24 protein-coding genes and 2 pseudogenes are annotated in these 26,327 nt (G+C 67.4%); 20 read left to right on the forward strand and 6 right to left on the reverse strand.

What is annotated here, in order from left to right:
• Nucleotides 1-2 precede the first annotated feature (2 nt).
• Genes W7U_RS08900 through W7U_RS08915 form a run of 4 tightly spaced genes read left to right on the forward strand, consistent with a single transcriptional unit; the run spans nucleotide 3 to nucleotide 5,458 of the window.
• Entirely contained in the window at nucleotides 3-875 is an 873-nt protein-coding gene (locus tag W7U_RS08900; RefSeq protein ID WP_008257091.1) for an enoyl-CoA hydratase-related protein, read from the forward strand.
• A gap of 9 nt (nucleotides 876-884) precedes the next feature.
• Nucleotides 885-2,420 carry an acyl-CoA synthetase gene (locus W7U_RS08905; protein WP_008257094.1) on the forward strand — a complete coding sequence of 512 codons (1,536 nt, stop codon included), beginning with the start codon at nucleotides 885-887 and terminating at the stop codon, nucleotides 2,418-2,420.
• A 12-nt stretch (nucleotides 2,421-2,432) separates the two neighbouring features.
• The gene (locus W7U_RS08910) at nucleotides 2,433-3,785 is read left to right on the forward strand and encodes an aromatic ring-hydroxylating dioxygenase subunit alpha (RefSeq protein ID WP_008257096.1); all 1,353 of its coding nucleotides are present in this window, start codon (nucleotides 2,433-2,435) and stop codon (nucleotides 3,783-3,785) included.
• A complete protein-coding gene (locus tag W7U_RS08915) occupies nucleotides 3,782-5,458 on the forward strand; it encodes an FAD-binding protein (protein ID WP_008257098.1) in 1,677 nt (558 codons plus the stop codon). Before W7U_RS08910 ends, W7U_RS08915 begins: the two co-directional genes overlap by 4 nt.
• A gap of 48 nt (nucleotides 5,459-5,506) precedes the next feature.
• On the opposite strand, the gene W7U_RS08920 is transcribed toward W7U_RS08915, so the two are convergent.
• Nucleotides 5,507-6,358, reverse strand: coding sequence for an enoyl-CoA hydratase-related protein (locus W7U_RS08920; RefSeq protein ID WP_008257100.1), 852 nt, complete (start codon nucleotides 6,356-6,358; stop codon nucleotides 5,507-5,509).
• Nucleotides 6,359-6,467: 109 nt separating this feature from the next.
• Between W7U_RS08920 and W7U_RS08925 the strand changes: the two genes are divergently transcribed.
• The 5 genes from W7U_RS08925 to W7U_RS08945 all read left to right on the forward strand — a co-directional run bounded on the left by W7U_RS08925 (nucleotide 6,468) and on the right by W7U_RS08945 (nucleotide 10,111).
• A complete protein-coding gene (locus tag W7U_RS08925; protein WP_008257103.1) occupies nucleotides 6,468-7,304 on the forward strand; it encodes an SH3-like domain-containing protein in 837 nt (278 codons plus the stop codon).
• Nucleotides 7,305-7,338: 34 nt separating this feature from the next.
• Entirely contained in the window at nucleotides 7,339-8,043 is a 705-nt protein-coding gene (gene scnC, locus W7U_RS08930; protein ID WP_008257105.1) for a thiocyanate hydrolase subunit gamma, read from the forward strand.
• A 7-nt stretch (nucleotides 8,044-8,050) separates the two neighbouring features.
• Nucleotides 8,051-8,422: a hypothetical protein gene (locus tag W7U_RS08935; RefSeq protein ID WP_020822644.1), complete on the forward strand. Its 372-nt coding sequence runs from the start codon at nucleotides 8,051-8,053 to the stop codon at nucleotides 8,420-8,422.
• Between the two features lie 76 nt (nucleotides 8,423-8,498).
• Nucleotides 8,499-8,750, forward strand: coding sequence for a hypothetical protein (locus W7U_RS08940; RefSeq protein ID WP_008257110.1), 252 nt, complete (start codon nucleotides 8,499-8,501; stop codon nucleotides 8,748-8,750).
• Complete coding sequence (locus tag W7U_RS08945) at nucleotides 8,747-10,111, forward strand: DEAD/DEAH box helicase (RefSeq protein WP_008257112.1); 1,365 nt, start codon at nucleotides 8,747-8,749, stop codon at nucleotides 10,109-10,111. Before W7U_RS08940 ends, W7U_RS08945 begins: the two co-directional genes overlap by 4 nt.
• A gap of 17 nt (nucleotides 10,112-10,128) precedes the next feature.
• Here the strand turns inward: W7U_RS08945 and W7U_RS08950 are convergent, their stop codons facing one another.
• Entirely contained in the window at nucleotides 10,129-10,674 is a 546-nt protein-coding gene (locus W7U_RS08950; RefSeq protein WP_008257113.1) for a class I SAM-dependent methyltransferase, read from the reverse strand.
• Between the two features lie 119 nt (nucleotides 10,675-10,793).
• On the opposite strand from W7U_RS08950, the gene W7U_RS08955 reads away from it, so the two are divergent.
• Entirely contained in the window at nucleotides 10,794-11,396 is a 603-nt protein-coding gene (locus W7U_RS08955) for a TetR/AcrR family transcriptional regulator (protein ID WP_008257114.1), read from the forward strand.
• 43 nt (nucleotides 11,397-11,439) lie between these two features.
• Here W7U_RS08955 and W7U_RS08960 read toward each other — a convergent pair whose 3' ends face one another.
• On the reverse strand, nucleotides 11,440-13,203 hold the full coding sequence (locus W7U_RS08960; protein ID WP_008257115.1) for an amidohydrolase family protein: 1,764 nt from the start codon (nucleotides 13,201-13,203) through the stop codon (nucleotides 11,440-11,442).
• 183 nt (nucleotides 13,204-13,386) lie between these two features.
• Between W7U_RS08960 and W7U_RS08965 the strand changes: the two genes are divergently transcribed.
• Nucleotides 13,387-14,058, forward strand: coding sequence for a TetR/AcrR family transcriptional regulator (locus W7U_RS08965; RefSeq protein ID WP_008257116.1), 672 nt, complete (start codon nucleotides 13,387-13,389; stop codon nucleotides 14,056-14,058).
• Between the two features lie 148 nt (nucleotides 14,059-14,206).
• On the opposite strand, the gene W7U_RS08970 is transcribed toward W7U_RS08965, so the two are convergent.
• The gene (locus W7U_RS08970; protein WP_008257117.1) at nucleotides 14,207-15,106 is read right to left on the reverse strand and encodes an SDR family NAD(P)-dependent oxidoreductase; all 900 of its coding nucleotides are present in this window, start codon (nucleotides 15,104-15,106) and stop codon (nucleotides 14,207-14,209) included.
• Nucleotides 15,107-15,881: 775 nt separating this feature from the next.
• On the opposite strand from W7U_RS08970, the gene W7U_RS08975 reads away from it, so the two are divergent.
• The 3 genes and pseudogenes from W7U_RS08975 to W7U_RS25430 all read left to right on the forward strand — a co-directional run bounded on the left by W7U_RS08975 (nucleotide 15,882) and on the right by W7U_RS25430 (nucleotide 17,950).
• The gene (locus tag W7U_RS08975; RefSeq protein WP_036428911.1) at nucleotides 15,882-16,691 is read left to right on the forward strand and encodes a SigB/SigF/SigG family RNA polymerase sigma factor; all 810 of its coding nucleotides are present in this window, start codon (nucleotides 15,882-15,884) and stop codon (nucleotides 16,689-16,691) included.
• Nucleotides 16,692-16,810: 119 nt separating this feature from the next.
• Nucleotides 16,811-17,449 carry a hypothetical protein gene (locus W7U_RS08980; RefSeq protein WP_008257119.1) on the forward strand — a complete coding sequence of 213 codons (639 nt, stop codon included), beginning with the start codon at nucleotides 16,811-16,813 and terminating at the stop codon, nucleotides 17,447-17,449.
• 41 nt (nucleotides 17,450-17,490) lie between these two features.
• Nucleotides 17,491-17,950 (forward strand): annotated as a pseudogene (locus W7U_RS25430) (DUF2231 domain-containing protein).
• Here W7U_RS25430 and W7U_RS08985 read toward each other — a convergent pair.
• Nucleotides 17,947-19,071, reverse strand: a complete 1,125-nt coding sequence (locus W7U_RS08985; protein WP_008257120.1) for a class I SAM-dependent methyltransferase — start codon at nucleotides 19,069-19,071, stop codon at nucleotides 17,947-17,949. The pseudogene W7U_RS25430 and the gene W7U_RS08985 overlap by 4 nt on opposite strands.
• 314 nt (nucleotides 19,072-19,385) lie before the next feature.
• Nucleotides 19,386-19,689, reverse strand: a pseudogene (locus tag W7U_RS25435) (nitroreductase family deazaflavin-dependent oxidoreductase); the annotation flags it as partial.
• A gap of 139 nt (nucleotides 19,690-19,828) precedes the next feature.
• Here W7U_RS25435 and W7U_RS08990 point away from each other — a divergent pair.
• Genes W7U_RS08990 through W7U_RS09015 form a run of 6 tightly spaced genes read left to right on the forward strand, consistent with a single transcriptional unit; the run spans nucleotide 19,829 to nucleotide 26,264 of the window.
• Complete coding sequence (locus W7U_RS08990; RefSeq protein ID WP_008257122.1) at nucleotides 19,829-20,527, forward strand: TetR family transcriptional regulator; 699 nt, start codon at nucleotides 19,829-19,831, stop codon at nucleotides 20,525-20,527.
• A gap of 20 nt (nucleotides 20,528-20,547) precedes the next feature.
• On the forward strand, nucleotides 20,548-21,771 hold the full coding sequence (locus W7U_RS08995) for a cytochrome P450 (protein ID WP_008257123.1): 1,224 nt from the start codon (nucleotides 20,548-20,550) through the stop codon (nucleotides 21,769-21,771).
• The gene (locus tag W7U_RS09000; protein WP_008257124.1) at nucleotides 21,765-22,724 is read left to right on the forward strand and encodes an SDR family oxidoreductase; all 960 of its coding nucleotides are present in this window, start codon (nucleotides 21,765-21,767) and stop codon (nucleotides 22,722-22,724) included. The genes W7U_RS08995 and W7U_RS09000 overlap by 7 nt, the downstream gene beginning before the upstream one ends.
• Before the next feature lie 27 nt (nucleotides 22,725-22,751).
• Complete coding sequence (locus tag W7U_RS09005) at nucleotides 22,752-23,924, forward strand: amidohydrolase family protein (RefSeq protein WP_008257125.1); 1,173 nt, start codon at nucleotides 22,752-22,754, stop codon at nucleotides 23,922-23,924.
• Complete coding sequence (locus W7U_RS09010; protein ID WP_008257126.1) at nucleotides 23,921-25,156, forward strand: Xaa-Pro peptidase family protein; 1,236 nt, start codon at nucleotides 23,921-23,923, stop codon at nucleotides 25,154-25,156. Before W7U_RS09005 ends, W7U_RS09010 begins: the two co-directional genes overlap by 4 nt.
• The gene (locus W7U_RS09015; protein WP_008257128.1) at nucleotides 25,146-26,264 is read left to right on the forward strand and encodes a M24 family metallopeptidase; all 1,119 of its coding nucleotides are present in this window, start codon (nucleotides 25,146-25,148) and stop codon (nucleotides 26,262-26,264) included. Before W7U_RS09010 ends, W7U_RS09015 begins: the two co-directional genes overlap by 11 nt.
• Nucleotides 26,265-26,327: the final 63 nt, after the last annotated feature.

A 26,327-nucleotide genomic window follows, 5' to 3' on the forward strand; every position in this document is an offset into this window, starting at 1 on the left:
CCATGGATCTCAACGAGACCCGCGAGAGAATCATCTACGAAAAGGACGGCCCCATCGCCCGCGTCACCCTGAACTGGCCGGAGAAGGCCAACGCGCAGGACCAGAAGCTGGCCGAGGAGGTCGACGCGGCGCTGGCCGACGCCGACCGCGACTACGACATCAAGGTGCTCATCCTCAAGGCCAATGGCAAGGGCTTCTGCTCGGGCCACGCGATCGGCAACAACGCCGTCGACTACCCGTCGTTCGTCGAGAACGCGATGGTCACCGGCCATCCGTGGAAAGCCCAGAGCGACTTGTTCGTCAAGCCGACATTGAACCTGTGGGAATTCTCCAAACCCACCATCGCCCAGGTGCACGGCTACTGCGTGGGCGGCGGCACGCACATGGGCCTGACCACCGACATCGTCATCGCCTCCGAGGACGCCTACTTCTCCTACCCGCCGCTGCAGGGGTTCGGCATGCCGTCGGGCGAATGTTCCATCGAGCCATGGGTTTTCATGAACTGGCGGCGCGCCGCCTACTACCTGTTCACCGCCGAGGTGATCGACGCCAGGAAGGCGCTGGAAGTCGGCCTCGTCAACGAGGTGGTCAAGCGTGAGGACCTCGACGACCGGGTCGACGCGATCGCCCGCCACATCGCCCAGGCGCCGCTGACGACGCTGATGCTCACCAAGGCCAACCTCAAACGGGCCTGGGAGCTGATGGGCATGCGGGTGCACTGGCAGAGCTCCAACGACCTCGTCGCGCTCGCCTCGATCAGCAAGGACGTGCAGCAGCTGATTCAGACCGTCTTCAAGGACAAGGTGTTGCCCTCCGAGCACGCCCGCCGCCAGGCCGCCGCGGCCGCCCAGACCGACGGCGCCGCAACCACTTAAGGGTTGCCGGTGAACATCGCCGACCACGCCCGCAGTGCCGCCCAGTCGCCGGCACTCATCGTCGCGGACGGTGACGCGATCTCGTACGCCCAGCTGCATGCCCGCAGCCGGCGGGTCGCCGCGCTGCTGCACGACGCCGGCCTGCGTCGCGGCGACGGCATCGCGCTGGTTCTGCCGAACAGAGCCGAATTCCTCGAAATCGCCTGGGGCGCTCAGCTTTCCGGCCTCTACTACACCCCCGTCAACACCCATTTCATCCCCGACGAGGTCGCCTACGTCATCGACGACTCCGACGCGAAAGCGGTCTTTGTCGACGCCTCGATGCCCGAACTGGCCGCACACCTCCGTTCCGCCAATGCCGCGCCGATCACCCACATCGCCGTCGGGGGGTCGATGGCCGGCTGGCAGTCGTATGAGGACGCGCTGGCCGCGGCCGGCGAAGCGCCGCCGGTGTCGGACGGCTCGGAGATGCTGTATTCGTCGGGCACCACGGGGCGCCCCAAGGCGGTGCGGCGGCCGCTGCCCGAGGACGGCAACGGGTCCTGGGCGCAGGCGGTGCTGGAGCTGGCGCTGATCCACAAATACGGGATGAGCCCCTCGAGTGTGTACCTGTCCCCCGCGCCGCTGTATCACGCGGCCGGAGTGAACTACACCATGGCGGCCAACCGCGTCGGCGCCGCGTCGATCCTGCTGCGCAGGTTCGACGCCGAGGCCGTGCTGCGTCTGATCGAGACGCACCGGGTGACCCACGCCCAGTTCGTGCCGACGATGTTCGTGCGCATGCTCAAGCTGCCCGCGAAAGTCCGGGACAGGTACGACGTTTCGAGCCTGCGGTGCGTCATCCACGCCGCCGCGCCCTGTCCCGTCGAGGTCAAACGCCGCATGATGGAGTGGTTCGGACCGATCATCCACGAATACTACGGAGGCACCGAAGGATTCGCCGGAACGACGATCGGACCACGGGAATGGCTCGCCCACCCCGGCTCGGTGGGCATCCCGATGGCCCCGGTGCACGTGCTCGACGAGGACGGGCGGGAGCTCCCCGTCGGCGAATCGGGCGAGCTGTATTTCGAAGGTGGACCGGACTTCGCGTACTTCAAGGACCCCGCCAAGACCGCGTCGGTGTGCAACGACCGCGGCTGGCGCTCGCTCGGCGACATGGGATACGTCGACCGAGACGGCTACCTGTACCTCACCGACCGGTCGACGTTCACGATCGTCTCCGGCGGGGTCAACATCTACCCGCAAGAGGCGGAGAACCTGCTCGTCATGCATCCGAAGCTGGTCGACGCGGCCGTGTTCGGGGTCCCCAACGAGGAATTCGGCGAAGAGGTCAAGGCGGTCGTGCAGCCCGCCGACGGCGTGGTTGCGGGGCCGGAGCTCGAAGCCGAACTCATCGACTACTGCCGGGCCCACCTGGCCGGCTACAAGTGCCCGCGCAGCGTGGAATTCGACGCGGAGCTGCCGCGGGACCCGAACGGAAAGCTCTACAAGAGGCGCATCCGCGAGCGGTACTGGCAGGGACGGGTATCGCGGATCGTGTGAACGAGGATGGCTATGAACGCTAGCAACGTACCGTGGGCGGTTCGGACCGCCGATCGGATCCCCAAACAGCGCTACTACGACCCCGAGTTCTACGCGCTGGAAGCCGAGATGTTGTGGCCCCGCGTGTGGCAAATGGCGTGCCGGCTCGAGGAGATCCCCAAGCCCGGCGACTTCGTCGAATACGAAATCCTCGACCAGTCCGTCATCGTGGCGCGGGTGGACAACCACACCGTGCGCGCCTATCACAACGCCTGCCGGCATCGCGGCGTGAAGCTGGTGGAGGGCAACGGGAATCGGCGCACCTTCGTGTGCCCGTTCCACGGCTGGTGCTGGGGCCTCGACGGCCACAACACGTTCGTGCTGCGTCCCGAAGCGTTCGCCGAGGAAAACCTGAGCGCCGACGACCTTCGGCTCGTGCCGGTGCGATGCGAGCTCTGGGGCGGTTGCGCGTGGATCAACCTCGACGACGACGCGCCGGCGCTGCGGGACTGGATGGAGCCGTTCGCGTCGGTCTACGACGCCTGGCAGGTCGACTCGCTGCGCGTCGAGTGGTGGCAATCGTGCCGGCTGCCCGTGAACTGGAAGCTGGCCGCGGCGGCGTTCATGGAGGGCTATCACGTCCCGCAGACCCACCCACAGTTGCTGCCGTCCGCGCAGCCGGGCGAAGTCGCCGCGACGGTGCATCCGGTCGTCGCGAGCAGCCTGTATTTCATGCGCACCCTCGGCGACGGCATGGGCGGGATGACGCACGAAAACGACATCCGGATCGCCGAAGGGCTGCAGAACATCGAGCTGCCGCCCGACCCGGCGGCGGCAATGGCCGCCTGGCGCAGCGCCCTCAACGACGCCGTCGTCGCCTGGCATCGGGCGCGCGGCAGCGGCATGCCCGACCTCAACGAGCTGGCCCGCCGCGGCATCACCGACGCGATCGGCTTCGCCTTCCCGCACTACTTCATCCTGCCGACCTACAGCAGCGCGTCGTCGTACCGGATCCGGCCGCTGGGACAGGAGGACACCTTGTTCGAGATCTGGTCCCTCACCCGGTTTCCCAACGACGCATCGGCGGGCAAACCGACGCCCCCGGTACCGATGGCGCCCGACGACCCGCGCTGGCCGCCGATTCCCGCCCAGGACTTCTCCAACCTGCCGAGGCAACAAAAGGGGCTGCATTCCAAGGGCTTTGACTTCATGCGGCTGTCCAACCAGATCGAAGGATTGATCTCCAACTTCGAGCGTGTCATCGACGGCTTCCTGGCCGGGCTGCCGTACGACGCGCTGGTGCCCGCGATCCAGAAGACCAACACGACCATCGACGTGCCGATCGCCGATCTCGGCTTCACGACGAGCCCCGTGGAGGCGCGATGAGCCCGCAGTGGGACCGCTCCGTGGACCTGCTCATCGCGGGCAGCGGCGGGGGCGGTATGGTCGCCGGCCTGGCCGCCCTGGACTGCGGGCTCGAACCCCTCATCATCGAAAAGCAGTCACTGGTGGGCGGTTCGACGGGGCTGTCCGGCGGCATCGTCTGGCTGCCGAACAACCCATTGATGCGGGCCGACGGCATCGCCGACTCGCACGAGGACGGTTTGGCCTACCTGGCCGACGTGGTCGGCGACATCGGTGCGGCGTCCTCGCCCGAGCGTCGCGAAACGTTCCTGCGGGCCGGCCACGAGATGATCAACTTCCTCACCCGCAAGGGTGTGCGACTGATCCGATGTGCGGGCTGGAGCGACTACTACCCGAACCACAAGGGCGGCAACGCGTCCGGCCGCGCGGTCGAGGGCATCCCGTTCGACGCCGCGCAGTTGGGTGATTGGCGCGACAAGGTGCAGCCGCCGCTGGCCAAGAATTACGGATACGTGGTGCTGACCAACGAATTGCGGTCGGTTCAATACTTCAACCGCTCACCGCGCGCCTTCGCGGTGGCGGCCCGGGTGTTCCTGCGCACCGCGGCCGCCCGTGCCCGGCGGCGCCAGATCCTCACCAACGGCGCTTCGCTGATCGGTCAAATGCTCAAGGCGCTGACGGATCTCAGCGACGGGCATCCCCCGTTGTGGACCAACGCCGCGATGGCCGACCTCGTCGTCGAGGACGGCCGGGTGGTGGGCGCGCGGATCGTGCGCGACGGCACGCCGTTGCACGTCGAGGCGCGCAAGGGAGTCCTGCTGGCCGCGGGCGGATTCGGCCACAACAAGGAGATGCGCCGCCGCTACAGCGGCGACCAGCCCAACGAGGGGCAGTGGTCGATCGCCAACGCCGGGGACACCGGTGAGGCGCTCGAGGCGGCGATGCGTTTGGGCGCCAAGACCGATCTGCTCGACGAAGCCTGGTGGCTGCCTTCGGTTTTCATCGCCAACGGCGGCGCGGTCGCCGCCTCGCTGGGTTCGGGCCGCCAGCGACCCGGCGCCATCTACGTCGACCCGAGCGGCCGCAGGTTCTGCAACGAGTCGAACTCCTACGTCGAGGTCGGCAAAGCGATGTACGCCAACAAGGCCGTGCCCTGCTGGATGATCTTCGACGAGGGATACGTCCGCAGATACGTCACCAGCGCCAACCCGCTCAAGCGCAACCAGCCGTTGCCGCCGGAACTGATCGAGTCCGGCGCCGTGAAGCGCGCGGCGACCATCGCGGAGCTGGCCGGCGAAATCGGCCTTCCCGCCGACGAATTGGCCCGCACGATCCAGCGGTTCAACCGGTACGCGGCCAAGGGGCTGGATCCGGACTTCGGCCGCGGCCAATCGGCCTACAACGACTGCCTCGGCGATCCGGGGTATCGGCCGAACGCCGCGATCGGGCCGCTCGACACCGCGCCGTACTACGCGACCCGCGTACTCCCGTCCGACGTCGGGACGTGCGGGGGCGTGATCACCAACGAGCACGCGCAGGTCCTCGACCAACGGGATCGGGTGATCGAGGGCTTGTATGCCACCGGCAACACCACGGCCACGGTGATGGGGCGGACCTATCCGGGTGCCGGGGCGAGCATCGCCAGCTCGATGGTGTTCGGGTACGTCGCCGCCCGCCACGCCGCCGGCAAGTAACGGCGAGCAGACGCAAAAGCACCCCATTCTTCGGCGTGTCGAGTGCTTTTACGTCTGCTCGCGGGGAGACCGCTCGTCGCGGTCGACGAATTCGCGGGGCTTCATGCCCGACCGCATGAGCTCGGCTCGCCGCGCCTGCACATCGGAGGCGGCGCCGACCATATTCGTCAGGATGTGGCTGACCTGCAGGTGCACCCGCATGCCCATCAATCCCCAGGCGCGCTTGACGTTGTTCTTGACCGCCATCAGTGTGGTCAGCGGGATTTGGGCGATCCTGCGTGCCATCTCCTCGACGGTGTCCTCGAGCTGATCGCGTGGCACCACCCGATTGAGCAGTCCCCAGTCCAGGGCCTGCTGCGCGGACAGGGTCGGCGCCAGCAGCAGCCAGTCCATGGTGCGGTGCCAGTTCATCAGCAGCCACGGCTCGATCATGGTGTGCCCGCCTGGCTCGCCGAGGCTTTGGGCTAGGGGCATCTGGAAATACGCGTCCTCGGACGCCACGCAGAAGTCGGTCAGCAACCCGAGATAGATGCCCCCGCCCATGCAATAACCATGGATCTGCGAGATGGTCGGCTTGGGAAATTCCCAGAGGTACAACGTCGGCCACAGGAACAGGTCGGCGGTGCCCTTGTAGAGATCCTCGAACGTCTCGCCGAAATCCGGATATGGGTTTTCGTCGGGGCCCCAACGGGCCACGTGCCCACCGCAGAATCCCTTGCCGTTGGCTTTGAGGATGACGACCTTGATGTCCTTGTCGCGGTCGGCCTCGTGCAGGCAGTCGTCGACCTCGGTGACCAGGATCGCGTCTTTGGTGTTGGCCTTGTCCGCCCGGTTCAGGATGATCCGCGCAATCGGCGGTTCGCGTTCATAGATGACCGCTTCGAGCTCGCGACGCTCCATGGTCGGACCATACCCTCCTGCGCCCCGCGCGCCGCTGATTTGACGGTTGCGCGATCGCGACGCGAGGAGTGAGCTGTACTGGGGCGCAGTGACGACGGATGGGGCTGGTATGGCGACTCCTCGCGACCGGGTGCAGCAGCTGGATCTGGTGGCCCGGCTCAAATCCGCCTATCCCGAACTTCCGGACGCTCCCACACCGGATCTCATCGACCACGAGCGATTCGCCGCCTACGTCAAGACCCCGCACGACGTCGGTGGCGAGCCGGACGCCCCGATCGAGTTCGAGAACAAGCAGTACGAGATCTGGGAGCACAACACGTACGTCCTGTGCGAGGTGCTCGGCTGGCGTGGGATCTGGCTGTCCGAGGAACGGCGCCGGATGGGCAACGTCGATCTCGGCCGCACCATCTATCTCGGCCTGCCCCATTACGGGCGCTGGCTGCTGGCGGTGGCACGCGTACTCACCGAAAAGCACCACATCGGCCTGAGTGAATTGGCCGAACGCATGGCCGAAGTCAAGGCACGCTACGCCGACGGCCTGCGCGGAAAGCCCTTGGCGGCGACGCCGAAGTTCGAGGGCGATCCCGCGCCCGTCCACCGCAACCGGCACCATGTCCATGCCGTGGGCAAGGGCGACCCGCAGGTGTATGCCGGGCAGGCCGGGGCGCCGAAGTTCAGCGTCGGCGACAGGGTCGTGGTGCGCGACCTCCCCGTGCTGCTCTACACCCGCACCCAGGAGTATGTGCGCGGCGCGACGGGCGAGATCGCAGTCGTGTCCTACGAAAGCCCCGCCGCCGAGGACGAGACGTGGGACGGCCCGGACCAACGGCCCGAGTGGTTCTACATCGTCCGGTTCAACCTCTCCCAGTTGTGGCACGGCTACACCGGGCCCGGCAACGACACCCTGCAGACCGAGATCCCGGAACGGTGGCTCGAATCGGCCTAGCCACGGCTGCGGCTTCGGAAGAAAGGACCACGGCATGAGCGTCGACGAACACGATCACGAGCGCACCGCAGCGCCCATGGTGGACGAGATCACCGACTTCGAAGTCCTCGAGATCGCGCTGCGCGAATTGTGCATCGAGAAGGGCCTTTTCACCGCGGAGGAGCATCGACGCTTCACCGAGTTCGCCGAACAGATCGGCCCGACCCCCGCGGCGCACCTGGTGGCGCGGGCCTGGCTCGACCCCGACTACAAGGAGCTGGCCCGGTCGGACCCCCTCGCCGCGAGCAAGGAGGTGGGGGTCGACTGGCTGGAACCGACCGGCTTCGGGACGCCCAGCGACTTCACGGCTTTGCACGTCCTCGAGGACACCCCGACGCTGCACCACGTGATCGTCTGCACGCTGTGTTCGTGCTATCCGCGGCCGATTCTGGGCAACTCCCCCGAGTGGTATCGGACGCCCAACTATCGCCGCCGCATCGTCCGCTGGCCCCGCCAGGTGCTCGCGGAGTTCGGCCTGATCCTGCCGGAGGACGTCGAGATCCGGGTGGAGGACTCCAACCAGAAGCACCGTTTCATGGTGATGCCCGTCCGCCCCGACGGAACGCAGGGCTGGACCGAGGACCAACTCGCCGAGATCGTCACCCGCGACTGCCTGATCGGTGTCGCGCTGCCCAAGCCGGGCGTGACGACCAACGCCGTCACCCGGACCCGTGCCGCCGTCCATCCCGCAGCGCCCTGAGCTTCCGATGAGCACCGCGAACACCCCACGTCCCACCGAGGACTCCACCGTCGCACCGCTGACGAAAATCGTTGCGCGCAACCAGGTCTGGAGTCGCATGGCGGCGAAGTACGGGGTCGACAACCCGGTGCCGCCCTGGCAGACGAGTCTCGACGGCATTTGTGATGCGATCGACCAAAGTCATTGCGGCGCACGGCTGCTCGGCTTTGTCGAGCGGCGCGACGACGAAGACGCGCTATCGGCGACCCTCTACGCCGACCTGCCCTACCCGGAGAACCGGCTGGTTGCGTTGGCCCACTCGCTCGTCGCGCGCGGCGTCATCGACGAATCCGAACTCGAGGCAAGGCTGGCCGCCGTGCGCGCCAGGCTGGAATCCTGAGCGACGTCATCGCAAATAGTGAGTTGCAGCACAACAGCGCGAGTTTTTCGCTGCTGATGAGAGGCTTCGGTCGGCGATGCGCTACGCTGGCGGCAACGTTGGCTTCACAACACTGCATGCCAACACCGTCGTGGAACGCTTCCTCATCCCACTGGTGCCAGCGAAGAAGATCGCGCTTGACACCTCGATGACCGTGCATCGCGCACTAGCTGGTCTCGCGGCGATCGATTTTGCCACCCGGCAATCTCGCCACCTTCGTGCCGATGCCCGCGTGACCTCCTTGTCTCCGGCGCGGCACCACCGATGCCTGAAAGGCACCGAAAAGTGACTACCGACAAGACTTTCGCCGATCTCGGCGTGGGCAAACACATCGTCAGTGCGCTCGCAGCGCGCGGCATAACACACCCATTCCCGATTCAGGTGGAAACCCTGCCCGACACACTCGCCGGCCGAGATGTCCTCGGCCGCGGGAAAACCGGCAGCGGAAAGACCCTCGCATTCTCGATTCCCCTCGTCAGCCGCCTCTCCCACGGAAACCGGCGCCCCGCACGGCCCTCGGGGTTGGTGCTCGCACCCACCCGCGAGCTCGCGACGCAGATCACCGCGACGCTCGAGCCGTTGGCGGCTGCGTGTGGCCTGAGGGTCACCACGATCTTCGGCGGCGTCTCGCAGACCCGCCAGGTGGCCGCGCTCAAATCCGGCGTCGACATCGTCGTCGCCTGCCCCGGCCGGCTCGAGGACCTGATGAAGCAGCGTCTGATCAGCCTCGACGCGATCGAGATCACCGTGATCGACGAGGCGGATCACATGGCCGATCTCGGTTTTCTGCCCGGCGTCACCCGGATCCTGGCCGCGACGCCGAATGGTGGCCAGCGCCTGTTGTTTTCGGCGACCTTGGACAACGGCGTCGACAAGCTCGTCACGCGGTTCCTCCGCGACGCGGTCTCGCACTCCGTCGACGAGGCCAACTCCCCGGTATCCGAGATGACGCATCACGTGTTCCACGTCGCCAGTGCGCAGGCCAAAAAGGAACTGGTACACCGGCTAGCCTCCGGCGCCGGACGCCGGATCCTGTTCATGCGCACCAAGCACCAAGCGCGAAAGCTCGCCAAGCAGCTCACCGAATCGGGCATTCCCTCAGTCGACTTGCACGGCAACCTGTCTCAGCCGGCTCGGGAGCGCAACCTGGCGAGGTTCGCCGCGGGCAGCGCCCGGGTGCTGGTGGCGACCGATATCGCCGCGCGTGGCGTGCACGTCGACGAGGTCGAGCTTGTCGTGCACATCGATCCGCCGAGCGAGCACAAGTCCTACCTGCACCGGTCCGGGCGCACCGCGCGGGCCGGGAGCGCCGGTGACGTCGTCACGGTGGTGCTGCCCGAGCAGCGCCAAGACACCCGGGAGTTGCTGCGCAAGGCCGGCATCAAAGTCACTCCCCAGCAGGTGACCGCGAACTCGGAGGCGGTGCAGGCGCTCGTGGGTGAGGTTGCGCCCTATCAGGCCCCGGTGCCCGCCAATGTTCCCGCGCGCCAGCATCGGCAGAACACCGGCGGTAACCGGCGTCGACGGACCAACACCCGGTCACCCAAGACCAGTTCCCCTGCCGAAGCGGCGACATCGCACCACGGCGCCACCGCGACGCGTCGGCTGGATCGTCGCCGTTCGAGCCGCCCACAAGGAAGCACCAGATAGTCGCGGTCCGGAACGGGTCAGCGGCGCGCCAGCAGCCAGGCCTGGCCCGCTCCCTCGCCGGCGGCGATCGGGGTCAGTTCGGCGAACGCGGCGGTGAGCTCGCCGGGCGCCGCGCGAAACGGCCCCGCGGACGCCCCCACCTCGCTGAGCGCGGCGATCGCCAGCAGCCCGCCGGGCGCCAGGCGTTCGATGATCGCATGGTCGAGACGGCGGTCGCGGAACTTGCAGCAAAGGATGACATCGGCGGGCGCGCCCCCCGGCAGACCGTCGTCGAGATCGACGACGTCGAAGCGACAGCGGTCGGCCACCGCGGCACGCCGGGCCAACTCCCGCGCGTGGGCGACCGCCACCGCGGAGATGTCCAGCCCCAGCACGTGCAGGCCCCGCAACGCCAACCAGACCGAGCCGGTTCCCTGCCCGCAGGCCAGGTCGAGCGCCGTGCCGGCGGTGGGAAACTCCCGCGCATGGCCCGCGAAAACACCGGGCGGTGCAACCGAATCCAGCGACGGCGGCGCCTTCGCGGCGTACCGTTCGTCCCAGCGATGCCGGTCCGATTCGCCCATACGCGACACTCTAGGACCCGGCGTCTTCTGGACAGTTGTCTGCTAGCAGCATCGCGCGGTGAAGACGACCGCGGTGAACGGAAGTTGTTGGTGGCGCGGCGCCTTCCTAGACTGGACGGGTGTCCAACGAGGCGTCGTTCCAGGCCATTGCCGCTAAAACCGCCGCCGGGGCGGCCCGCAGGTCGGATCGCCGGCCGGGCCAGACGATTCGCAAAGTCCTCGATGCCGGGCTGGAGGAGCTGCGGGAAACGTCGTACGCGAACCTGACGATGCGGGCCGTGGCGACTCGTGCCGGGGTGTCCCCGGCCAGCGCCTACACCTACTTCCCGTCGAAAAGCGCGCTGGTCGCGGCGGTGTACCTGCGCTTCCTGCGCGACCTGCCGCTGCACACCGACGTCAACGAGTCGACCAAGACCCGGGTCAGCGCCACCCTGCGGGACATGGCGGTGGTGGTCGCCGACGAGCCGGAGCTGACCGCCGCGTGCGGCGCGGCCCTGATGGCCGACGATCCGGCGGTCACGCCGCTGCGCGAACAGATCGGCGAGGAGGTGTCCAGGCGCATCGGCGCCGCGTTGGGGCCGGGTTGGCCGCGTGCGGTGAAGTCCACGCTGCAGATGACCTTCTCCGGTGCGCTGATGACGGCCCGGTTCATCAGTTTCGCCGAGATCGCCGGCCAACTCGACGAGGCCGTCAACCTCATCCTGGGCGCCTCGGTGGCGTGAAGCCCCCTGCGGCGCAGCCGTATTCGCTGGGCGCGCCGCCTACCTACCCGGTGGCGGCGAGCTTTCGGGAGGGGCTCCCCGCCCGCAGGAACTGACCGAATCGTTCCTTGCCCAGCGCCGGCGCGGCCTTGCCGGCGGCGAACGCAAGCTTCCCGGACACCAGCACGGCCGTGACCGTCTCGTCGTTGCGGTTGACCATCCGCGACAGCCCGCCGTAGGACTCGACCGGATGCTCGGCGTAGCGGTCGAGGGACTCGTCGAGCTTGTCGGGGTCGATGACGACGATGTCGGCGCGGTCACCCTCGCGCAGCGTCCCGGCGTCGATGCCGTACCACTCCCCGAGCTCGCCGGTCAGCCGGTGCACGGCGCGCTCCATCGAGATGAACGGCCTGCCGGAGTTTTCGGCGTCGCGCGCGTGCCGCAGCAGCCGCAGTCCGGAGTTGTAGAACGCCATGTTGCGCAGATGCGCGCCCGCGTCGGAGAACCCCATCTGGATGGTCGGGCTCTGGGCCATCTTCTTGAGGACCTCGGGTCGGTGGTTGGAGATCGTGGTGCGCCAGCGCAGCTTTTCGCCGTGTTCGACGACCAAGTCGAGAAAGGCGTCGACCGGGTGCACGCCGCCACGCTCCACGCCGACCTGCCCGAATGATTTGCCGATCACGGACTCGTCTGGGCAGGCCACGATTTCGGCATCGAAGAAGTCGCGGTGCCAGACCCGAGGCCCGTATTTGCTGTCGTAGTCCTTGCGGAACCTGCGCCGATACTCCTCATCACGCATGAGCTGATTGCGTTCGATCTCGGTCTGCAGGTGCAGCGCCGCGGCGCCGGAGCCGAACTCCTCGAACACCACCAACGAAATCCCGTCGGCGTAGACCTCGAACGGCACCGGCAGATGCTGCCAGCGGAAGTCGCCGCCGAGGGCGTTGACGACGCGGGCGAGGCGGTCCATGACGTGAATGACGAACGGGATGGCCTTGATGTCGGCCGCCGACAACAGGCTGGTCTTCAGGCGGGGCCGGCGGATCCCGAGCGACGTCAGCAGCTGCGAGACCACCGACAGCGGGTTTCTGATGTCGGGGCCGGACTGCAAGATCTTGTCGCGCCGCCGCAGGATCGCGTTCAGGCGGCGCAGCTCGCGCGGGGACGCGTACGTCGACGGCAGCGTGCGCGATCTGCAGACCTCGCCGTCGAGCTTGTCGAACAGCAGTTGCTGCGAAGACATCCCGACGAAACCCTCATCGAGCGCGTCGTTCAGCATCGATTCCATGCGGGCGAGTTCCGCGGCGGACGGCCGCACGTCCTTGCGCGTCGCCCGATCCAGGCCCATCGTCGCGGCGCGCAGATCGGAGTGCCCGATGAAGGCCGCGAGGTTCGGACCGAGGTTGAGGCGTTCGAGTTCGGCCACGTATTCGGTGGGATTGGTCCACGAGCGCGCCGCGTCGAGGTGCTCGATGACATAGCGCCGGGGAATCGCTTCGACCCGGCCGAAGATGTCACCGGCATCGACGCTGTCCAGGTAAACGGTGGACAGCGAACACGATCCCAGCATCACGGTCGTCACGCCGTGCCGCAGCGATTCGGAAAGCTCTGGCGCACAAATGATTTCGACGTCATAGTGAGTGTGGATGTCGATGATGCCAGGGATCACCCACTGGCCCGTCGCGTCGATGACGTCGGCGCCGGCCGTGTCGAGCCCCTTGGCGATGGCAACGACGCGGCCGTCACGCACACCGATGTCCCGCACCGCCGAGGGTCCGCCCGTCCCGTCGAACCAGCGCCCGTTGGTGATCACGGTGTCGTACTGCATCGGTCGGCCTCCCTCTGCCAGGCGCCCTGCCTGCTGGATCCGCAGTGATCATACATACCGGGCATAGTGTCTGGCCTCGTTCTCGGCGCGCCACGCGCCGTTTAGCCAGCAACGACAGTGCGGCGGCGGACGCTATGATCCAGCTGTGGGGATCACCGCCAACCGGTTTGCCGTTCGGTAACCATGCGCAGCCACGGTTGGGCAGGAAATACACCGGCTTCCGACGCGGAGGCGATCGAGCGCATCCTCGACGCCGCCGACAAGATCATCGACGAACGCGGTTCAGCGCTGCGGATCGCCGATGTCGCCCGGGCGCTGGGCGTCACCCGCCAGACCGTCTACCGATACTTCCCCGGAACCCAGGCGCTGTTGGTGGCGTCCGCGATGCGTTCGGCCGACGGCTTCCTCGATCGCATGGCGGCCCACCTCGACGGCGTCACCGACCCGGTCGTGGCCATTACCGAGGGAATGGCTTTCGCCATCGAGGAGCTGGCCTCGGACAATCAGGTCGAATTCGTCCTCAACCAGCGCCATCGCGGTGGGCAGAAGGTCTCGATCATCTCCGATACCGCGTTGGCATTCGGTCGGTCGATGCTGCATCGCTACGACATCGATTGGGAGCATTACGGTTTCGACGAGGCGGGCCTGGACGAGCTGAACGAGTTCTCGCTGCGGGTCCTGCATTCCTTTCTCGCCGACCCGGGCAGGCCGGCCCGCAGCGGCGCCGACCTGCGGCGCTATCTCACCCGCTGGATCGGGCCGGCAATCGCCTACCCGCAGCTGGTCCGCACGATGGATGCGCTGGGCACCGCCGAGCCGCCGCGAACGCGCCGGCGCTCGTCGAAGGCGTCCTGACCGGGACCGTCGAAGTCCGCCGCGTAGCGGGCCCTCCGGGCGTTGGCGGGCGGTGACCATACGTTTCCATCGATATGTCTGTCCGCAAACGCCGCGGCCGGCCGGCTTAAGCGGCGGGCGGCGGCTTTTCGTCGCTGGATACCGCCGCTCATCGCGGCTTCGTCGCGGCGCCGACCATCGTGTGCACCTCTGCCACCGACCACGGTCCGGACTCATGGTGGTCGCGATAACCGAGTACGCGCGGCGTCTGGCGGTCGAAGCTGCCAACGAAACCGCCTGCGGCGACGAGGATCTGGCCCGTCACCTCACGCGCCAAGTCGCTGGCGAGGTAGGCGTAGAGCGGGGCGACGAACTCGGGCGGGGCGCTGTCGAGCGAGGCCCGCATGGTCATCTCGTCGAGCAGCCCGCGGCGGTGCAGATCTTCGATATGTCTTTCGTATTCGAGCCCCGTGGACAGCCGTGTGCGGGCGCCGGGACACACCACGTTGGCCCGCACGCCGTGGGGCTTCAGTTCGGCGGCGATGGCCATCGTCAGGGAGTTGACGGCGCCTTTACCCGCGGGGTAGCCGGTCCCGCCGTAGTCGCCCAGGAAGGCCACCGAACTGGTGTTGATGATGGCGCCGTGCCCCTGCGCGGCCATGACCGGGGCGGCGGCCCGGCACGTGTGAAACGCCGTGCCCAGGTGCGCGCCGATCAGCCGCTCGAACTCGGCCGCCGAGATGTTCAGGATGGAGGAACCCGGCGGCTCGGCGATTCCGGCGCAATTGATCAGCGTGTCCAGCCGCCCGAACGCGCTGACGCATTCGTCGACGAGCGTTTGGGCCACCCGTTCGTCGTTCGCGGCGCCCACCACCGCGGTGGCCCGCCCGCCCGCCGCGCTGATCGCGGCGACCGTCTCCTCCACCGCGTGCCGGTCACGCCCGTTGACCACGACACCGGCGCCCAGGCCGCCCAGCAGTTCGGCGACCGCACGTCCGATGCCGCGACTGCCACCGGACACCGCCACCGCGCGCCCTTCCAGCAGGGCGTGCGCGCCGGATCCACTCACCGACGGCTCCGGGAGCCAGTCGTCCCGCGCTCGGCGTAAAGCATTGCGCGCGAAAGGCTCTCGTTATCGGTGGGAGGCGTGCCGCTCGATTGGATGATGAACATTAGGCGAACGATACCGAAGCGAGCATCGACCCCGATCATCTTGTGGGCGCCCCGGCCCGACGCTCTCCAAACACGGCTGAGCGGCGGCGCTTCGAGCACTCCCCGCAACCGACCCAAGGCGGAGCGCAGTTGGCGGCGAAGGGCATCGGATTGGCCGCCGATTCCATTTGCTGACGAATGCCGGGCCCTGGATCGTCGGACGGGGAAAGTTCGCAACACCGCAGCTCGGCGCGATGGGGGTCCGTCAGGTCCCGTCCGGCCGCCTCCGGATGGGCAGATTGCTAACCGTTGACTGGTGCACGAGGAAACAGTTAAGTGATTGCGGGAAGCCCCACCGGAACGGATCGCCGTGCGATGCGCGGGGGCGTATAGTCTCCAATGAAGTCCGCTTCTGGACATGTCGCCGTTTAGCTCAAAGCGGCCAGTCAGCCTCACGGCTACTGAGCTTGGTACTGACTCCGGCGATCACACACCCGAGAGTCATTTCCCGTTGGTAGCGCGTGTGCGGTGGGTAAACGACAAGTCCCGCGGATCAGGATGCAGTGGAGGCGACTGTGCGGGTTCCCGCGATGTCTTTCTGCATAGACTCAGGAAAGTGAGTCAGCAATGCAAACTTGTTCTCGCGCAGGTGTTTACACGACCCATCGAGTGAACACAAGGTGCACCGCACGATGACCAACACGATTGCCCCAACCCGTCCCGCTCCGGCGCCCGCCAGACAATCCGACGATTCATACGACGACGTAGTCGACATGTTCGTGGCGCTGCATCGGATGCCGGCCGAGTCGCACGAGTACGCCCGTCAGCGCGAATACATCGTCGCCCGCTGCCTGCCGCTGGCCGACCACGTGGCCAGCCACTTCGCCCGCCGGGGCGAGGGTCTCGAGGACTTGATCCAGGTGGCGCGCCTGGGCTTGATGAACGCCGTCAACCGGTTCGACCCCGCGAAGGGCCCCAGCTTCATCGGTTTCGCCGTCCCCACCATGATGGGCGAGGTCCGGCGTTATTTCCGCGACTACAGCTGGGGGATGCGTGTCCCGCGGCGGTTGCGCGAACTGCACGTGCAGATCAGCAGGGCGACCGCCGATCTCGCCCAGCAGCTCGGTCGCGCACCCAACGCGGGCGAACTATCGCAGATGCTCGAGGTTCCGCGGGAGGAGATCGTCGAATGCCTCGTCGCCGGCGATGCGTACCGGCTCGATTCCCTCGACGCACCGCTGGGCGCCGATAGTTCCGGATCGCCGCGCTCGGTGGCCGACTCGGTGGGCGACATCGATCCGCAGATCGAGCACATCACCAACCGCGAGGCGCTGCGGGCCCTCGTTGCCACCCTGCCGCCACGCGAACGCGACGTTTTGCGCATGCGGTTCTTCGAATCGATGACGCAAAGCCAGATCGCGGAGCGGATCGGGGTGTCGCAGATGCAGGTCTCGCGCATCCTGGCAAACACGCTGCGCTGCCTGCGCGACCAACTCGAGTAGCCCGTCCGACACCCAGGACATTGCTCCGCGGCGTCCCCCGCCGCGGGGCAATGTACTGTGCGATTCGAAGGACGGGCCCGACGTTGTCGCCGGGAAGACCTGGAAGGGAGCTCGATGCGATGAGGATTTCACGAGCGCTGATCGCGGGTGTCGCGGCGACGACGGCGCTGGCGGTGTCGGTGGCCGGCTGCGGCGACAACAAGTCGCAACCGTCGACGTCGAAGACCGGATCCCCCACCTCGGCAACCTCGGCCCCCAGCGGCGCCAGCTCGGCGCCGCCGTCGTCGTCGGCAGGACCCGCACAGCCCAACGATTACGCCAGGCTGCTCATCCAGGCCAGCGACATCAGCGCGCCGGTTCCCTTCACCGCCGCTCCCCCGACCAGCAATCCCAACGGGAAGCCGGGCGTCGAAACGACCTTCAAGGACGACGACGGCAGCCATGCCATCAAGGTCACCATCGCCGTCTACGACGATCCCGAGGCGGCGACCAACGCGTTGAACGCGGCCAAGGGCCAGCAGGGAGGCGTCGTCAAAGATCCGACCACGCAACCGTCGAACGTCGGGACCGGCGGAACGATGCTGATGGGAAACGCACCCGACCGCAGTAAGGGTGTGGTGATCCTGCTCTTCACCGAGGGGCGGGCGCTTGCCACGCTGCAGTTCGACGGTCCGACCGACACGCTGGCCCCGCCAGATTTCGTCAGCGATGTCGGCCAGAAGCAAGACGCGGCCATCAAGAAGGGCCTCGGCGGCTAGGCGCCGCGCAGACCCGAGCGGACCGCGGCCGAGAGGACGCCATGAACGTCATCAACGGGATGCCGGCTCACGCCCTGTTGCTGCATTTCGTGTTGGTGCTCGTTCCGCTGACCGCCGCGCTGGAGATCGTGTGCGGATTGTGGCCGGCCGCCCGGCGCGGGCAACTGATGTGGCTCACGCTGATCCTCGCGGCGGTCACGCTGGTGTTGACGCCCATCACCATCGACGCTGGAGCGTGGCTCTACGACCGCCAGGCCAACCCCAGCCCGATCCTGCGCGAACACGCCGCGCGGGGCGGCGTCATGACCTACTTCTCGGCCGCGCTGCTGGTGGTCGCCGTACTGCTCGTCGGGCTCCGAATGGTGGAACGCCGATCCGATCGGCGCCGCGTGGTACTCCTCGTCGTCGTCGCGATCGTGGTGCTCGCGACCGGCATCGCGTCGACCCTGCAGATTTACCGCGTGGGCGACGCCGGCTCCCAGCGCGGTCTGGGGCGGCTAGACGAGCTCGTTGTGGTCTGCGGGGCGGCGTCGATCGAGTTTGCCCAGCCCGGTGATTTCCAGGCTGACCGACTTGCGTTGCCCGGCCGCGCCCAGCATGAAAAGCATGTCGGCGATCGGCGCGCCCAGCCAAAATCGCCAAAACCTTTTGCGGAAGATCGTCCACGCGTAGCTGCCGCCGCCGATCGTCCAATGCAGGGCCATCGTGATGAGGTAGTAGACAGCGCGTTTCGGGCGCGCGGTCACCATCTCGAGGTTCATCTCCCACGCTTCGAGGCCCCAAGCGCGGTAGTGCCATTGCAACTCGTACTTGCTCTGGAATTCGTAAAACGCCAGCATTTCGCCGTTGGTGACCAGGTATTCGTCAAAGACAAGGATCGATCCCTCGACGAAGCGGTCCTTGCAGGTTTCCAGCGCGTGCAGGCAACTCTCATACGTATCCAGATCCATGTGAAAAAGCCGGATGGCAGCGCCCGGTCGCTCGGCCAGAAACGGGGCCAGCGTCTCGTAGGTGCTTCCCCTGATGAACTCCACCTTGCGGCCGAGGGCGTCGGGCACCCCGTCATGCAAGCTGACTCCGGTGTCCCGGAGGAAACGTCTGGCCACCGGGTCCGCCAGGGAGAAGGCACCGCGCTTGATGACGGTGTGGTCGTCGATCGGCCAGTCCTCGACGAGGCCCGAGAAGGTGTCGAATCCGTACACCGTGCGGCCGGAGGCGTCAGAGATGAGCCGCGTCGACCAGCCGGCCCAGACGCCCAGGTCGAGTAGCAGTTCGTCGGGGTGATCGGTGCTTGGTGGCGCCAGGCGCGAGGCCTCCCACAACAGCGTGTGGCCCCCGATCTTGCACTGACGCAGTTCGGCGAGCGTGCGACCGATGAACGAGCGATAGGCATCGTCATAAACTTCGATGTCCCGCGCATACAAATTGGGGATATACCGATCCCGGCCCTTATAGACCAGGCGCGCGCACACAAGCGACAGAAGAATCAGGGCGACGCCGATGAGCAGTACGGGCCTGAAGTAGCACGCCGCAAACACAATGCACGCGATGCCGATAAGAATCGTTTTCCATATGCGGTGAAGCCCCGTCCGATCCACGGTTCGCGTGTCGATTGCGACCACCGGTCAGCCTCCCGATTTCTCGTCCGGATTAGACATCCCGTGACCAATTTCGTCAAGAGCCGGCGTTGCCGTGCCCGCGCGGTGCGTTGCTAGCAGGGCTTTTACGCCATAAGCGGCCGCGCGGGATCCGGCGCGAGGCGACCGCACACCGAGGCCCGCTTTCGGAATCGGCTAACGGTTTTGATGCGGCGAAATTCAACGGCGGCGGCGCATCGAATTGGCATTCGGCGGACCGTCCGATGCCCTCTCTCGCCGGCCCTCGTGACCGACGCCGGCTAAAAATGTCGGCGATTAACTAGGCCCTCGCGGCCAGCTCAGGTAAGCGGTGCCAGAAGAAACACCCGGAATTGGCGCCGGCCGGCAAGACCTTGTGCCACCCGATAGTTCGGCCAATGGTCCAGCACCGCGCCCCACGCCTCGTCGCGCTCCGCCGTTGAGCAGCTGCACCCTCGCCACGAACCGTCGGCCACGGCCGCGCACGGTGACGCGTTGTGCCGCTTTGAGATTCGCCGACCACGACGGGTGACGGTCGCGCCCCCAGTTCGATCCGACCAGCAAGAGCCCCCCGCGAAAGGGGACATACTGCACCGTCGCGCCACGGGCCCGACCCGTCCTGCGGTGCGGTGACTGTATTCCGGCGCGCCGCGCCCGGGCATCAGCTCGGTGAACTATCCCCGACCACCCCGGGTTTCGGGTCGCTGCGCCCGATTCCACGGTCCCGCAACTAAATAAATTGCTTGATTTAACAAGGCGGCCGGTGTTCACTGAGGCGATGACCGCCGAGCGGATCGCTCGTTCCGAAAGGTCGACGGGCACCCGAGAGGCGCTCTTGTCGGCCGCCGAGGTGTTGTTCGCCGAACGCGGAATGTATGCCGTGTCGAACCGGCAGATCAGCGAGGCGGCCGGGCAGGGCAACAACGCCGCGGCGTGCTACCACTTCGGGACCCGGGTCGACCTGCTGCGCGCGATCGAAGCCAAGCACCGCGAGCCGATCGAGGAGCTGCGCGCGCACATGCTGGCCGCGGTCGGCGACTCCCCCGAGCTGCGGGACTGGGTGGGCGCATTGGTGCGCCCGCTGACCGATCACCTGTCCGCGCTGGGGACTCCGACCTGGTATGCGCGGTTCGCCGCCCAGGCGATGGCCGATCCCACGTACCGCCACGTGGTCACCAAGGACGCCCTGGCATCGCCGTTACTGGTGCAGACGCTCGACGGGATCGACCGCTGTCTCCCCGAGCTACCCAAGCGCGTGCGCGCCGAACGAATGGTGATGGTGCGCAACCTGCTGATGCACACCTGCGCCGAGCACGAAGGCGCGCTGGCCGAGCACGGGCCGCGATCCCGTTCAGCCTGGCCGGTCGCCGCCGAGGGGCTGATCGACGCGATCGTCGGCCTGTGGCGCGCGCCCGTCCACGTGGCCGCGGCCGGCGGCCCGACATCACCGACAACCGCGTAGGCCGAACACCGAGGAGCACGATGACCGAAGGATCCACCGCCACCGATATCCCGGAGTTTCCGATGACGCGGGCGCCCGGGTGCCCGTTCGCCCCGCCTCCGAAGGTATTGGAGCTCAACGCCGGCAAGCAGCTGAGCAGGGTGCGGATCTGGGACGGCAGCACGCCGTGGCTCATCCACGGCTACGACGCGATCCGCGCGCTGTTCACCGACTCCCGCACCAGTGTCGACGACCGCCTGCCCGGTTATCCGCACTGGAACGAGGGCATGCTGGCCACGGTGCACAAGCGCCCGCGTTCGGTGTTCACCTCCGACGCCGAGGAGCACACCCGGTTTCGCCGGATGCTGTCGAAACCGTTCACCTTCAAGCGGGTTGAAGCGCTGCGGCCGGCGGTGCAGAAGATCACCGACGACCACATCGACGCCCTGCTGGCCGGGCCGAAGCCGGGCGACGTCGTCAGCACCCTTTCGCTGCCGGTGCCCTCGCTGGTCATCAGTGAACTGCTGGGCGTGCCGTACGAGGACGCGGAGTTCTTCCAGACCCAGGCCCAGCGCGGCATGGGCCGCTACGCGACCGAGGAGGACACGGCCCAGGGCGCCGCCTCGCTGGCCAAGTATCTGGCCAACCTGGTTCGGACGAAAATGCAAAGCCCCTCAGAGGATTTGGTGTCCGACCTCGCCGAGCGGGTCAACGCCGACGAGATCAGCGTGCGCGAGGCCGCGCAATTGGCCACCGGTGTGTTGATCGCGGGCCATGAGACCACCGCGAACATGATCAGCCTGAGCATCGCCGCGTTGCTCGAGCACCCCGATCAGCGAGCGCTGCTGTGCGACACCGATGACCCGAAGGTCATCGCCACCGCGGTCGAGGAGCTGATGCGCTACCTGAGCATCATCCAGACCGGACAGCGGCGAATCGCCGTCGAGGACATCGAGATCGGCGGCGAGACGATCCGCGCCGGCGATGGCATCATCCTCGACGTCGCCCCGGCGAATTGGGATGAGCGGCAGTTCCCCAACCCGGACCGCCTCGATCTGCTGCGCGAAGACGGGCCGCACGTCGGGTTCGGCTACGGTCGTCACCAGTGCGTGGGCCAGCAGCTGGCCCGCATGGAATTGCAGATCGTCCTGCCCACGCTGCTGCGCCGCGTCCCCACGCTGCGGCTCGCCGTCCCGCTGGATGAGCTTCCGTTCAAGCACGACGCGCTGGCCTACGGCCTCTACGAGCTGCCCGTGACATGGTGAAACCCGATCTCGCGCTGAGTGTTCCCGATCTGCGCGGCAGGTTCGCCGTCGTGACCGGGGCCAACAGCGGTTTGGGCTTCGGCCTGGCGAAGCGCCTGGCCGCCGCGGGTGCCGACGTGGTGATGGCCGTCCGCGACCGGGTCAAGGGCGAACGGGCGATCGCCGACATCCGCCGGGACGCACCGCAGGCCAAGCTCACCATCGGGCAACTCGACCTGTCGTCGCTGGAAAGCGTGGCGGCGCTGGGTGAACAGCTCACCGCCGAGGGCCGCCCGATCGACATCCTGATCAACAACGCCGGCGTCATGACGCCGCCGCAGCGGCAGCAGACCCGCGACGGTTTCGAATTGCAGTTCGGGACAAATCATCTGGGTCACTTTGCGTTGACCGGTCGGCTGCTCTCGTTGCTGAGGGCGGCGGAATCCGCGCGGGTGGTCACGGTCAGCAGCCTCGCCGCGACCCAGGGCAAGCTCGACTTCGGCGACGTCAATGCGCAACAGCGTTATAAACCCATGCATTCGTACGGGGTCGCCAAGTTGGCGCAACTGATGTTCGCCGTCGAATTGGATCGGCGCAGCCGCCGGGGCGGTTGGGGGTTGATGTCCAACGCCGCGCACCCGGGACTGACCAAGACCAACCTGCTCAGCGGCGCCTCGTACGGCCGCGCCAAGCCGACGTTGCAGGCGCGTTTGACGCAGCTGACCTGGCGCGTGATGCCGTTCATGTGGCTCGACGTCGACGAAGGCATCAAGCCGGCCCTCTACGCCGCGGTATCCCCGGATGCGCAGGGCGCCAAATACTACGGGCCGCGTGGTTTCTACGAAACGGTCAGGGGTGGGGTCACTTTCGCTCGAGTTCCCCGGTTGGCGCGCAGCGAATCCGACATGCGACAGCTGTGGCAGCTTTCCGAAGAGCTCAGTGGCGTCACGTACCCCGACCCAGGCGCACAATGATCAATGATTCCCGAGGAAGGGACGATGATGTCCAGCCCAGCCCCAACCCTCTACCCCGAGGGCGTGATCGGTGCGCCCAAGGACCGTCGCGGCCACGCCGCGGAGTTCAGCACCGGCCTGCCGGCCGGCACCGAGGTCTTCTCCGCCGACAATCACATCTCGGTGGCCGACGACATCTTTTACGAGCGCTTCCCCGACGAGCTCAAGGACCAGGCCCCGCGGATTTGGTATGAGGACGGCGCGTATCTGCTCGGCCCGCCCGGACAGTCGATGGTGGTCGGCGACTTCAGCGCGGTGCTCATGCAGTACGACGACCTCGCCGGGGCGGCGACCAACAACGTCGAGGCCCGGATTCGTGAGCTCGCCGAAGACGGCGTCGACAAGGAGCTGGCGTTCCCAAATGCGGTGCTCGCGCTGTTCCACCATCCCGACCACGCCATCCGCGAGCGGATCTTCCGCGTCTACAACGAGCACATCGCCGAGGTCCAGGAACGCTCGAACGGGCATTGTTACGGTGTCGGTTTGATCAACTGGTGGGATCCAGCCGGCGCCCGCCGCACGCTCACCGAGCTGAAGTCGCTGGGGCTCACCACGTTTCTGATGCCGATCAGCCCGGGCAACGACCGCGACGGCCGGCCCATCGATTACTCCAGTGCCGAGATGAGCGCGGTGTGGGACGAGATCCAAGAGGCCGACCTGCCCGTCACGCACCACATCGGCGAGAGTCAGCCCAAGTTCCCCAGCGAGGTCAACAGCGTGGCGGTGGCCATGATGGTCAACATCGACTCGTTCCGAGAGATGTTCTCCAAGTACATCTTCGGCGGCATCCTCGACCGGCATCCGGGGCTGCGGGTCGGCTGGTTCGAGGGTGGGATCGCCTGGGTGCCGACGGCGCTGCAGGACGCCGAGCACGTGCTGGCCTCGTATCGGCACATGCTGGCCGACCAGCCCAAGCGTGACGTCCGCGATTACTGGAACACGCACATGTGCGCCTCGTTCATGGTCGATCCGCTGGGGCTGCGGCAGATCGACGAGATCGGCATCGACAAGGTGATGTGGTCGTCGGACTACCCGCACAACGAAAGCACTTTCGGCTATTCGGAGAGATCGCTGGCCGCCGTGGTCGACGCCGTCGGTCCCGAGGATGCCGTGCGCGTTGTCGGCGGGAACATCAAGAAATTCCTGGGGATCTCCGCATGACGAACTCGGCGAGCGCCGTCGGCTCGGTGCTCGACATCCCTGACGAGCCGGATTGGGAGCGCATGCGCGCGGAGACCGGCGCGCGGCTGCGCGCGGCGATGGCCGAGCACGGCGTCGACGCGCTGATCCTGCTGCTGAACGGCTACGTCGGCTACGCCACGGGGGCGAGCTGGCCGCTGCTGGATGCGGGGCTGTCACACGTGGAGCGCCCCGTCGCGGTCGTGCTCGCCGACGACGTGCACCCGCACCTCTTCATGCCCTTCCGCAGCGGAGCGTCCGCCGAAGCGCCGGTGCCCGACGACCACCTGCACGGCCCCGCCTACCTCGAATTCGACCACGGCGTCGACGATTTCGCGCGGCGGCTGACCGGGATCGTCCCACCGGGAGCCCGCATCGCCGTCGACGAACTCACCGGGGCGATGCGGCGGGCGGCGCCCAAGCTTTTCCCGGCCGGCCCGCCGACGGACGCGGCCATCGTGGTCGGCGCCGCGCAGTTGGTGAAGACCCGCGACGAATTGTCCTGTCTGCGCAGGGCGGCCCGCATCACCGAACAAGCCATCGTCGATGTGCAGCGGGCGCTGGTGCCGGGGGTGCGCCAGATCGATCTGTCGGCCACCTTCGTCCGCCGCGCATTCGAGCTGGGCGCGACCACCAACATGCTGGAGGCGATCTGGCAGGTGATGCCGAAGTCCCGGGAGGCCGGCGTGTGGACGACGCACGGGGATCTCGCGCTGCCGCTGCTCCCCACCGCTCGTGAACTGGCGGCCGGCGACGTGTTGTGGACCGACATCAGCATCACCTACCACGGATACTGCTCCGACTTCGGCCGAACCTGGGTGGTCGGCGAACGGCCGACGCCGCGGCAGCAGGACCAGTTCCGGCAGTGGCGTACCGTCCTGGACGCCGTGCTGGCGGTGACCAAAGCCGGTGCGACGTCGGGTGATTTGGCGCGCGCGGCGATCGCGGCCAACGGTGGCCGCAAGCCATGGCTGCCGCATTTCTATCTCGGCCACGGCATCGGCACCTACCCCGCCGAGGCGCCGATGATCGGAACGGATCTCGGCGAGGAATTCGACGACAACTTCGTCTTTCCGCCCGGCATGGTGCTGGTCCTGGAACCGGTCATGTGGAAGGACGGCACGGGAGGCTATCGCAGTGAGGAGATCGTGGTGATCACCGAGGACGGCTACGTGCCGATCACCGACTACCCCTACACCCCCTATGGCGACTGAAGTTCTGCCCGACCCCCGGGCGCTCCGGTCCGGGCGGCGGGAACGGGCGCTGGCCCAGATGGACGAGCACGGTCTGGACATCCTGGTGCTCGGGCGGCAGGCCAACATTCGTTACGTCACGGGCGCGCCGCAGCTGTGGATCGCCGGGACACGGCCGTTCGGTCCGATGTGTGTGCTGGTGCGTGCCACTCAGGACATCTACCTCAACAGCACGGACGATGAGGGGGTTCCGGAGGAGATCGGCCACGATCACCTCTACGGGCTGGCATGGAATCCGATGACGCTCATTGACGTGCTGAAGAAGGTCGACGGCGCGGAGTCGGCGAGGCGGGTCGGAACCGACGCGATCACACCGACTTTCGCGGCGCTGCTGCCCGAGGCGTTCCCCAACGCCGAACTGGTCGACGCCGAGCCGGCGATGCGCGCGGCGCGGCGCATCAAGACGCCCGACGAAATCGCCGCGATGGGGGCGGCCCTTCGTGTCGCCGAATGCGGGCTCGCCTCTGCCCTGGCCGAATTGGCGCCGGGCGCGTCGCAGCGGACCCTGGCGGGGGTGATGATGGAGGCGATGGCCGCCGGCGGGGTGAGCACGCCGGCCACCCAGGACGCCGCGTGGGTGACGTCGCGGGAACAGCCGTGGCGCCGCGCATCTGCGCACGAGATCCGGTCGGGCGATCTCGTCGCGTTCGCGGCCGGTGCGCTCGCGGACGGCTACGTCGCGGAGGTGGGACGCACGTGGCTGGCCGGCGATGTCGTCAGCGGCGAGGCGCGTGAGCTCTTCGCCCGCTCGAACGCGTTATACGACAAGATGCTTGCCGCCTGTCGCCCCGGCGCGCCCACCAGAGATCTGCTGGCCGCCTATGAGGCGGTCGGTGAGCCGATACCGCCGATGCCGGTCGCGCACGGGCTGGGGTTGGGTTTCGACCCGCCCGTCGTATCCGAAGCGCTGCTGGCCGCGGGGGAACACGACCAACTCGAGGCGGGCATGGTGTTGGCGATCACCGGCTACGTGTGGCGGCAGGGCGTCGGCGCGGTGTTCCGCCGCGACACCGTCCACATCACCGAGGACGGCGTCGATGTGCTGACCGGCAGTCCTGCTTGGGCTTAGGCGAGGCGGCGGCCCTTCCCGGCCCCGCGGGCGCGATTACGGATATCGGAAACGTATAGCGAA

It is taken from the genome of Mycobacterium sp. H4Y, from assembly GCF_000364405.1.
In the GTDB taxonomy this organism is placed as follows: Bacteria; Actinomycetota; Actinomycetes; order Mycobacteriales; family Mycobacteriaceae; genus Mycobacterium; species Mycobacterium intracellulare.